Origin of the sequence: uncultured Caballeronia sp. (assembly GCF_964243625.1) — a bacterium.
Classification (GTDB): Bacteria; Pseudomonadota; Gammaproteobacteria; order Burkholderiales; family Burkholderiaceae; genus Caballeronia.
In genome coordinates this window covers 1-10,105 of sequence record NZ_CAXTGZ010000189.1, presented here as the reverse complement: position 1 = coordinate 10,105, position 10,105 = coordinate 1, and the positions used below count along the sequence as shown (strand labels likewise).

Genomic DNA, 10,105 nt, shown 5'->3' with positions numbered 1-10,105 from the left:
CGGACTCGAATCTGAAACCGCCGACGCCATGCCCATGCTTGGCGCGCTGCCCGGCTTGCCCGGCGCATGGGTCATCGGCTGCGTGCATTCGGGCTATACGAGCGGCCCTTACATGGGCCGGCTGCTGAGCCAGGCCATCCTTGGCGAAGAACCCGCCATGCCGCTCTTCGATCCTGCGCGGCTGATTGTGCCGCCCGGTTCATCGACCGCCAATACTGTCAAACCTGCCTGAACCCGAGACCACGAGAATGATCCCGACGCACGACGCTCCCTATGACGGTATTTACGCCGCCACCCTTTGTCCGCTCGACACCGACGGGCGCCATGTGCACGAAGCCGCGCTCAAGCGGCACATCGCGGACGTATCTGCAGTGGACGGCATTGCCGGACTGCTCGTGAACGGCCACGCCGGCGAGAATTTCATGTTGTCAGCGGCGGACAAGCGCCGCGTGGTCGAGATTGCGCACGATGTATGCGGCGACCGGCTGATCATCGTGGCGGGCGTAAATTCCGAGGACAGCTACGAGGCGCAGTCGCACGCCAACGATGCAAAACGAGCCGGCGCCGATGCCCTGCTGCTGTTCCCGCCGTTCTCATGGGCATTGTCGACGGATCTCGATACCGTCCTCACCCACCACCGGATTGTGAACGCCGAAGCCCGCATGCCGATGATGCTGTATCAGGCCGGCGTCGGCACGGGCGGCATGGCGTACACGCCCGAGATGCTGACCGCGCTGGCCGGCTTGCCGGAAGTCGTGGCGATCAAGGAAGGCAGTTGGGAAACCGCCGCCTACGAGGCGAACCGGCGGCTGGTCAAAACGGTCGCGCCCCATGTCGCCGTGATGGCTTCCGGCGACGAACACCTTTTCACCTGCTTCGTCACGGGCACCGAGGGCAGTCTGGTGAGCCTCGCTGCGGTCGTGCCGGAACTCATCGTGGCGTTGTACCGGGCGGTGAAGAACGGCGATCTCGCCGAAGCTCAACGCCTGCACGAACGCGTTTATCCGCTTGCGAAAGCCATCTACGGCACGGCGCCCGGCGCGCATGCAAACGCGCGCCTGAAGGCTTGCCTGCATCGGCTGGGCCGCTTTCCCAACGCGGCGATGCGTCCGCCCATTTCGCCGCTGTCGGCACTCGAACTTGCGCGTCTCGATGACGCCCTGAGCATCGCAACCCGTCTTTAACGATTCTGACAAGGAGCCACGCATGACACGAACCCTGATCAAAGGCGGCCGCATCATCACGGCGGTGGACGATTACGTGGCCGATATCCTGGTGGAAGGCGAGCGCGTGGTCTGCATTGGACTGAACCTGGAGGGCGGCGAGGACGCGCGCGTGATCGACGCAGCCGGCCTGCTCGTGTTCCCCGGCGGCGTGGATTGCCACACGCATATGGAAAACACCTTCGGGCCTTCGGTCACCGCCGACAACTTTGCGTCAGGCACACGGTCCGCCGCGTTCGGCGGGACGACCACGATCATCGACTTCGCGCTTCAGACGGCCGGCACGAGTCCTCTCGATGCTATTGCGCGGGCACGCGGCAAGGCGGATTCGAAGGCGAGCATCGACTACGGGTTTCACGTGATCGTCACCCAGGTCGACGAGCGCGTGCTCGGCGACATGCAGTACGCAATCCGGCACGAAGGCGTGTCGAGCTTCAAGATGTTCATGGCGTATCCCGGCACCGTCATGTCCGACGACGCCGCCATCTTCCAGGCCATGCGCATGGTCGGCCAGCACGGCGGAATGATTGCGCTGCACGCCGAGAACGGCACGATCATCGACCTGCTGATCAAGGAGGCGCTCGCGCAAGGTCATACCGCGCCGAAGTACCACGCGCTCACGCGTCCTGCCATCATGGAAGGCGAGGCGACGCACCGCGGCATCAAGCTCGCCGAACTGGCCGAGGCGCCAGTGTACTTCGTGCATTTGTCGGCGAAGGAAGCGTTGAAGCATGTGATCGAGGCGCGCGATCTCGGCATTCCCGTGTTCGCGGAAACGTGCCCGCATTACCTTTTCTTCGATGAGTCCGCTTACGCCGACGAAAGCTTCGATATCGCGCGCTACGTGATGAGTCCGCCGCTGCGCTCGAAGGATGCGCAAAACGCCCTGTGGACCGCACTCAAGACCGACGACCTGCAACTGATCTCCACCGATCATTGCCCTTACTGCATGAAGGAAGGGCATCTCGGACGCGTCAACCAGAAGCCCTTCGGCGCCGACGATTTCTCGAAGATCCCCAATGGCGTGCCGGGCGTCGAGACCCGCATGACAGTGGTCTACGACGGGGGCGTGCGTCCCGGCAGGATCTCCCTGAATCGCTTCGTCGAGTTGATGTCGACTGCGCCCGCAAAGCTCTTCGGGCTGTTTCCGAAGAAAGGCACGATCGCCGTTGGCAGCGATGCCGATATTGTCCTGTTCGATCCCGACGAGTCGCACACCATCAGCGCCGATACCCAGCACAGCGATTGCGATTTCACGCTGTTCGAAGGCCATCGCGTAACCGGTCGTGTGAAGAAAGTGCTGCTGCGCGGCGAACTGCTGATCGATGACAACGACTGGGTCGGCCGCTCCGGTGGAGGAGAGTTCGTCGCGCGTGGCGAACTCGGCGCGCACTGGTAAGCGTCACGCCAGGCTACAAGCCTGCAGGCGCACCGTCATGCGGCGTTCAGCCATTGCAGGATGCGTTGCCAGTCCTGCGGCCTCATGGCGCCCATCCACGTGTCGTGATCGGCGGTGGGCAACAGCATGAGGCGCGCACGGTCGTGTTCGCTCGCAAAACGTTGTGCGTGCGCGACCGGAATCAACGTGTCCTGCTGCGCACCGACGATGACGAGCGGCCCGTCGTAACGCGCTACGGCTGCGACCGAATCGAATCTGTCGTGCAGCATCCACTTCACCGGGAAAATCGGATATTTCTCCCCGGCCACGTCGGCAAGCGAATCCCAGGGCGTAATCAGGACGACGCCCGCGACTGACGACTCGTTGCCCTTCACCACTTGCGAAGCCATGCCCGCGCCCAGCGATTCCCCCACCAGGTAAAGCGGTGTGCGCCATTGCGCGAGCGCAGCCGCAAAGACTTCGCGCGAAGCGGCGACCGCTGCCTTCATGGTGCGCTCGCCTTGTCGCCTGCCATGCCCAGGGTACTCGGCAATGACAACACGATACCCGGCGCGAACGAATACGTCGGCGAGCGGCAACTTGGTCTCCGCCGACTCTTCGTTGCCGTGATAAACGATAAAAGTACCGCGCGGTGCTTGCCCCGCTGGCGTGACCACGTAACCCGCGTACTCGCCGCCCGCCTTCCACACATCGATGCGCTCGCCCGCAAGCGAGACCGTGCGCAGATCGGCTGCGTCGGGCGTGGAGGGAAGCAGCAAGCGATCCTGCATCAGATACAACGCCAGCGCCGCCGTCAGGTAGGCAGCGACAGCAAAGCGTAGGGTATAGTCAAGCAGGCGCATGCCATGTCTCGCGCGGTAGTTTTCATGAAGGTCCCGGCCAGTATAAGTACAATCCCCTACCCGATGCACCATCCGCAATGCCCCGGTTGCGAACACACTGCATTTGTAGCGGTACTGTTTTATCGGAATCTTGAGACGCAGCAGGTCACGTAATTAAAGTGTTTTGCATAACAGCCGTTAGATAGGCGAACGTTATCTCGTAGCGGAAAAAGAATCGAATGGAAGTCAGGAATTCTCGACGATGGGCTCCGCGCGGCCGCAAACGATGGATGATCGCGACAGCCGCACTATGTACCGCAGCCGTCGTCCGATTGATTCTTCACCCGCTGCTCGGCCCGATCATGCCCGGGACCGCTTTTCTTATCACCGCCGTGCTCGTGGAGTATTACTGTGGCCTCGCGCCTGCAATCTGCGTGATGCTGGCGGGGCTGTGTCTCGCAGATTATCTGTTCGTACCGCCGTACGGACGCATTGACATCATCGACGCGTCGGATATCCGGCTGCTGGTCTCGTACCCGCTCATTACCATGGTGGTCATTACACTGGTCGAGCGCCTGAGGCGCGCACAGTATCGCGCCGAGATGCTGGCAGCAGTGGCGCACTCCCGCTATGAGATGCTGCTGCGCGGGGATAACGAACGCCTGCTCGTGCGTCGCGCCACGGACGAAATGCATCGCATGCTGCATCACATTGCGCAGCACACCCGCTCGCTCATACTCATCAAGGCGCTCGATCCAGCAACAAGCGCACCGCCCAGCAGTTTCGTCGCGGCGGCGGTAAGCTCGACGCCCGGTGGCACGACCGACGACGCATCGTTCCGTGCAGGCATTGCCTACGGCGCCAGGCATTCGCAAGTGCACCAGGAAGATCTGGCCCGTGTGAGCGACCGGCTGGTGCCGGGTCACCACCGCATGCGTTTTCTGTCTGGAGCCGAGGATTGGCGGGCAGTCGAATGCATGTGCGAACGCTTCACCACGCCGTCCGGCGATTTTCTCATCCTCCGGGCGGAAGACTGACCATGAACGCGCCTCAAAGTCTCCCCGCCCGAAGCAACGATCACGCTGTGCTGCTGCTGCACGGGCTGTCGAGTTCCGCGTCTGAATTGCGGTTTCTTGCACGCCTTCTGACCGAAGAAGGCTTCGTGACGCACACGCCGGAACTGCCTGGCTACAGTGCGGGCACGGGACACGTGCCGATGGAGCAGTGGATCAGTGCAGCGGTTGCCGAATTCGATGCGCTCGCCGCGCAGCACCAGCACGTATCGGTCTGCGGACTCTCCATGGGCGCGACGCTGGCCGCCGCCGTGGCGCAGCAGCGCCCGGCCGCACGCGCCTTGCTGTTGCTGTCGATCACGCTCAATTACGACGGCTGGGCTATTCCCTGGTATCGATTCCTGCTCGACTACGCCTATTACACCCCGATGCGCTCGCGCTATCGGTATCGCGAGCATGAGCCCTACGGCCTGCGCAACGAAGCGTTGCGCTCGAAGATCGCGCGGGCGATGCAAAGGGGCGAAATCAGCGAAGTCGGGCCTGCATCCATAGCGCTGCCTGCGCTTCACGAAGCAAGCCGGCTGGCGGGCTCGGTGCGCAAGAAGCTGAAAACCATCAATGCCGATTGCCTCATCATTCACGCGATTGACGACGAGACGTCGAGCCCGCACAACGCGCGCTTTGTCGCGGCGAACGTCGGGGCGTCGTTTCTTCGCACCATCTGGCTCGATGACTCCTACCATATGATCACATCCGACAACGAACGCGAGGTCGTTGCCCGGGAGTGCGCGCTTTTTCTGCGCGAAAGCGCAGCGGCATCAGTGTCGAGCAACAATCCGACGCCCGTCGTTTCACGCGCGCTTGCGCGGCGATTGAGGCAGTTGGCGACCGTTGCGGGGAAAGCGTGAGGACCCGCAAGGCATCGATTAGTCGCCATTGCACCGCGCTCGCAGCGGCACTTGCGTGTTGCACGATGGGATTCGCGCACGCCGATGAAACGCCGGCCGACAGCGACTGGAAGATCTCGGTCGGACCAGGCGTGTATCTGTTCCCGAAGTTTCCGGGTTCCTCGCAGCTTCAAGTGCTGCCCTTCCTCGTGCAGGACATTTCGTGGCGGGACCGCTTGTTTTCGCAGGGTCCGGATGTGCTTGGTGTCAATGTGCTGCGAAGCGAGAATTATCATGTCGGCATGTCGATGAGCTTCGACTTCCAGTCAAGATCATCCTCCGACGATGCGCGGCTCAGGGGCCTGCCCGATGTGCACTACGGACCGAAGCTGCGGCTCTTCGCCGATTACACGTGGTGGGCGTTCACCGGCGCGGCGGCGGTCTATCAGGACATTGCGGGAACCGGACAGGGCCTGACCGCGATGGGCGATCTGTTCATATCGGCGCCTGTCGGCAACTTGCTTCTTTCAATGGGCCCCGGCCTCACCTGGGCGAATGCGACCTATACACGTACCTTGTTCGGCATCTCGCCGCAGGAAAGCGCGGCGTCGGGATTGCCGCATTACGACACTGCTTCCGGCTTGCGCGATGTTCACTTCAACGTGAACGCAACGTACAAGATCAGTCCGCACTGGTCGGCGAACGTCGCGGCAGTTGTGGGACGCCTCGAGCGATACGCCGCCGGCAGTCCGATCACAGAGCGCCGGCTCGACCTCAACGGCATGGCGTCGGTGCTCTACCGCTTCTAGCACCCGTGACGAAGTGCGTCCACATACCCGCAAGCCGCTCGCGTTCGCGTTCGAAATCGGCGGCGGACAGCGGGGCGAAGCCCTTTTGCACGCGGCCATAAGTGAGCAGCGGCGCAAACCCAATGCGCTTCATGCTCAAAAATCCAGCTTGGCCGTGACAATCACTTGCCGGCTTTCGCCGATGTTGATGAACGGCGTGCCCGTGCAGCAACTGCCCGTGTAATACGTGGAGTTGAAGATGTTGCGCGCGTTGAGTTGCCAGTCGATGTACTGCCCGAAGATATGCGAATTCCATGATACGAACGCATCGGCGACATGACCCCACGGTAACTGATACACCTTGCCGGTGCCATCGCCGACCGCCATGCTGCTGAACACGCGCACGCCCGCCCCTGCGCGCACGCGCCCGCTTGCAGGTCCGAACCCGACGTTGCCGAAATCGCGCGTGAGATAAAACGCGCCTTCATGCTTGGGGGTGTTGGGCAACGGGTTGCCGCCCACGAGCGGATCGTCCTTGTAGCGCGCTTCGGTCGCCGCGTAGCTCGCGATCACGCTCCAGCGATCCGTGAGTTGACCGTTCACATCGATTTCCAGGCCACGCGAGCGCGCATGGCCTGCGTTGCGCACGAAGTTGACGCCGTTGATGGTCTGCGTGGTCTGGATGTTTTTCTTGCGGATGTCGAAGAGCGCAACGGTGCCGGTGATGCGGTTGGTTTCGAGCTTTGTGCCGATCTCGTATGCAAGACCCTGCTCAGGCGGCAACGTGCCGATAGGCGCCGCGATCGACGTATTCGGCCTGAACGATTCGCTGTAGCTCGCATACGTGGACCATTCCGGCGTGACCTTGTAGACAAGACCGGCATGCGGCACGAACTTGCTGTCGCTTTGCGTGGACCCGACAACAAACGGCCTGCCCTTGCCTGTCAGTTCCTGGAAGTCGTCATAACGCACGCCGCCAAGGAGAATCCACCGGTCGCCGAAATGTATCGCGTCCTGGATGAATGCGCCGCGCTCAATCAGCTTGTCGGTCTGGTCGCTGTCAGCCGGAGACAACGTGTTAGTGGCCGGCAGCGTGCCGTAGACCGGCGAGTACATGTTGAACGTGGAGTTGTTCTTGCCACGATACAAATCCGCCAGCACGCGGTAATTGCGCATGTAGTCGAAGCCGGTCAGGATATCGTTTCGCAATCCGAACCACGTGACCTTGCCCTCGAGATTCAACGTGAAATTGTGCGTGGACTGCACACCGTTTTGCGTGGAATCGACCCGTCGGGTAAGAATGCCGGTCGTGAAATTCGGAGTCAGCACGCGCGCCTGCTGATCGTTGTAGTACGTGCGGTTCCAGCCGTACCCCGCGTGCACGGTCCAGTCCTGACTCAGTTTGCGATCGACCCGTACGTTGAGCGCGTCGGAGCGGCCCGCGGAGATGTTGTAGTTTTCGTCGAACCGCTCTTTTGGCGATACCGACACCGGGTTGCCCGTACGCGTATCGATGATCGTCCCGCGGTCGATCGGCACAGAGTAGTTCATGTGCTCGTACTGCACGAGCACGCTTGTATCGCGTCCATACCATGCAAGCGACGGCGCAATGGTGTCTTGCCGGTTGTAGCCGAAGTTGCGCCAGTAATCCACGTTCTGGTGATCGGCAATGAACCGGTACGCGAGGCCCGAGGTGCCGATCGGCCCGGTCAGATCCGCCTGCGCGCCACCGCCGCCGTAGCTGCTTGCAAACCCGGAGACCGAATTGGCGCGTTCCAGTTGCGGCTTCTTGGTGACGACGTTGATGAGACCGCCCGGGTCCTGAATACCATAAAGCATCGACGCCGGGCCTTTCAGCACTTCAATGCGTTCGGTCGTCGGCGTGAAGTTGCGGGGCTGCACGGACTGCAGGCCATCGCGAAGAATCGAGTTGTCGCGATTGTCCCCGAAACCACGCTTGACGAGGGCGTCGAGCGTACCGCCGAGCGTGTTGCCCATGCGCACGCCCGGCACGGTTTCGAGCGCCTCCGCGAGGCTATCCGGCGCGCGATCCTGGATCGACTGCGATGTGACCACGTTGACTGCCTGCGGTACGTCGACCAGGGGCGTGTCGGTACGCGTCGCGACCGATGCCCGCCGTCCCTGGTAACCGCGCTCGGGCTCGCTTCCGTTGACACGGCCTGCGGTTACCCTGACTGCTGGAAGCGCACCTTCCGCGTCTGGGGCGGAGGCCGCGGTGGGCGCTCCAGCGTTTGCAGTTTCATCCGCAACCGCCTGCGCGACCGATGCAAATACCAGCGTCAGCGCAACCGCGACGGGTCTGTAGCAGGTGCGCAGATGGTCGCGCTTCTCGGCCTTCATCGAATGCATTCCTGGTTAAACGAACGTTTACAATTTGCGGCATCGTATCGTTAACGATAATGATTCTCAATATTATTAGAAAGAATTTTGTCGGAAAATCTCCCTATGAAATTTCAATGACAGTCCGGAATGCGAAAGCTCCAGCCATCTGGGCACACTCTAAAATTACAGATTTATATACAAAAGTAATTGTGCGCACGCTCTCTTGTCCGAGTACCAGCAACAGGTTTTTTGCTCGGATAAGCTGTCGCAATGCCCAAAGTGATCGATTACCTCAACCCCGCCCTTCCCCGAGGGCTGCGACGCGTGTCGATGCCTGTAGTCGACGCCACCCCTGCCGCGCTCGATGGGTTTGGCAGGCTTGTGAGCGACCCGGGCGAGTGCTCGATCGAGATCGTGCAGTGGCCCGCAACCGGGACACGGCCCATTGACGCTGGAACGGGGGACGAAGCAGGCACCAACGAAGGGACGTTCGTCAGCGAATGGCGCGGAGACATTCTCTATGGTCGAAACGAGGCTGTAAGCGGCAACTACATCCTCGCGTACGCGACCGAACCCGAAGAAGCTCGCGACGACAGTGCCAATGCCCCGGGAGAGATGCTGCTCTGGCACGCGAACTACCACCCGGACGGCGGCCAACTGTTTTTCCCTCTCGACCATCGTCCGTTCTACGTTCCATTGGCCTTGCCAGGCGACGACATTGCACCAGAGAAATTTGTCTGCTTTCGCTTCGACGGGCAGCAGGGTCTCTACATTCACCCGAACGTCTGGCACGAAGGTGTGTTCGCTCTTGCAGGAACACAGCGATTTTTCGATAAACAGGGTGCGGTCCATGCCCGCGTCTCTGTCGATTTTGCTCGCGAGTTCAGCTGCCTTCTCGAGGCGCCGATTCTCAAGGACGTATGAAGGTTCGCAGTCGAGATCCTGCGTTCCGTGCTCATCGGAGCATCCGCGGCCGAGCCGACGCGCGATTCAAAGCTGGTGATCCACGAGACTGCTTCGCATGGCGTCTAGAGGCGAGTCCTCGAACCAGGGCAATAAAGCGTGAACCGGCGCCGGCCGCGCGATGAGGAAGCCTTGCAACTCTGCGCAATGCTCATGCAAAAGCGCCTGCCTCTGTTCTTCCGTCTCGACACCTTCGGCAATGATCGGAATGCTCAAGCTTCTGCACAGCCCGCTGACCGCGCGTACGATCGCTGCCGATTTCGGGTTCTGGCCCAGGCCGCTGACGAAACCACGGTCTATCTTGACGCGCGTAAAGGGAAAGCTCTGCAGCATGCTGAGCGAAGAATATCCGGTACCGAAGTCGTCCATCGCAACCCCGACACCCAGCGCGCGAATCTCGTCGAGGATGCAACGCGGCGCGGCCGCCGATTCCAGCAGAGCGGTCTCGGTGATCTCGAGTTCCAGGCGATGCGGCTGCAGAACCGACACGCTGAGTGAGCGCTGGACCGTCCCCGTGAAGTCCTCGTACAGCAACTGAGCCGGCGAGACGTTCACGCTGAGCCGGATATGCGCCGGCCATTGCGATGCATCGCGGCACGCTCTCATCAAAACCCATGCGCCGAGTTCGGGCATGAGCCCCCGCTCTTCAGCGATGGGAATGAATTCGA

Annotated in this window: 9 protein-coding genes and 1 pseudogene; 7 read left to right on the top strand and 3 right to left on the bottom strand. The window is 61.5% G+C overall.

The genetic code is table 11. From position 1 onward, the window contains the following. The 3 genes and pseudogenes from ACFFAR_RS14755 to hydA all read left to right on the top strand — a co-directional run. Window positions 1–232: pseudogene (locus ACFFAR_RS14755) on the top strand (FAD-binding oxidoreductase); the annotation flags it as partial. Between the two features lie 16 nt (window positions 233–248). Further along, on the top strand, window positions 249–1,184 hold the full coding sequence (locus ACFFAR_RS14750) for a dihydrodipicolinate synthase family protein (RefSeq protein WP_174365207.1): 936 nt from the start codon (window positions 249–251) through the stop codon (window positions 1,182–1,184). Between the two features lie 22 nt (window positions 1,185–1,206). Then, complete coding sequence (gene hydA, locus ACFFAR_RS14745; RefSeq protein ID WP_174365206.1) at window positions 1,207–2,622, top strand: dihydropyrimidinase; 1,416 nt, start codon at window positions 1,207–1,209, stop codon at window positions 2,620–2,622. 35 nt (window positions 2,623–2,657) lie between these two features. Here the strand turns inward: hydA and ACFFAR_RS14740 are convergent, their stop codons facing one another. After that, window positions 2,658–3,464 carry an alpha/beta hydrolase gene (locus ACFFAR_RS14740; RefSeq protein WP_375508053.1) on the bottom strand — a complete coding sequence of 269 codons (807 nt, stop codon included), beginning with the start codon at window positions 3,462–3,464 and terminating at the stop codon, window positions 2,658–2,660. Between the two features lie 218 nt (window positions 3,465–3,682). Between ACFFAR_RS14740 and ACFFAR_RS14735 the strand changes: the two genes are divergently transcribed. From ACFFAR_RS14735 to ACFFAR_RS14725, 3 genes are all read left to right on the top strand, one after another. Further along, window positions 3,683–4,480 (top strand): DUF4118 domain-containing protein, encoded by a 798-nt coding sequence (locus tag ACFFAR_RS14735; protein WP_075357481.1) that lies wholly within the window; start codon window positions 3,683–3,685, stop codon window positions 4,478–4,480. A gap of 2 nt (window positions 4,481–4,482) precedes the next feature. Next, window positions 4,483–5,364, top strand: coding sequence for an alpha/beta fold hydrolase (locus ACFFAR_RS14730; protein ID WP_174363819.1), 882 nt, complete (start codon window positions 4,483–4,485; stop codon window positions 5,362–5,364). Window positions 5,365–5,429: 65 nt separating this feature from the next. Further along, complete coding sequence (locus ACFFAR_RS14725) at window positions 5,430–6,152, top strand: MipA/OmpV family protein (protein WP_083637574.1); 723 nt, start codon at window positions 5,430–5,432, stop codon at window positions 6,150–6,152. Window positions 6,153–6,287: 135 nt separating this feature from the next. Here ACFFAR_RS14725 and ACFFAR_RS14720 read toward each other — a convergent pair whose 3' ends face one another. Continuing rightward, a complete protein-coding gene (locus tag ACFFAR_RS14720) occupies window positions 6,288–8,492 on the bottom strand; it encodes a TonB-dependent siderophore receptor (protein ID WP_174363818.1) in 2,205 nt (734 codons plus the stop codon). A gap of 252 nt (window positions 8,493–8,744) precedes the next feature. Here ACFFAR_RS14720 and ACFFAR_RS14715 point away from each other — a divergent pair, with 252 nt between their 5' ends. Then, entirely contained in the window at window positions 8,745–9,398 is a 654-nt protein-coding gene (locus tag ACFFAR_RS14715; protein ID WP_174363817.1) for an ureidoglycolate lyase, read from the top strand. Window positions 9,399–9,464: 66 nt separating this feature from the next. Here ACFFAR_RS14715 and ACFFAR_RS14710 read toward each other — a convergent pair. Then, the coding region (locus ACFFAR_RS14710; RefSeq protein WP_375508052.1) for an EAL domain-containing protein at window positions 9,465–10,105 on the bottom strand (641 nt) is incomplete at its 5' end.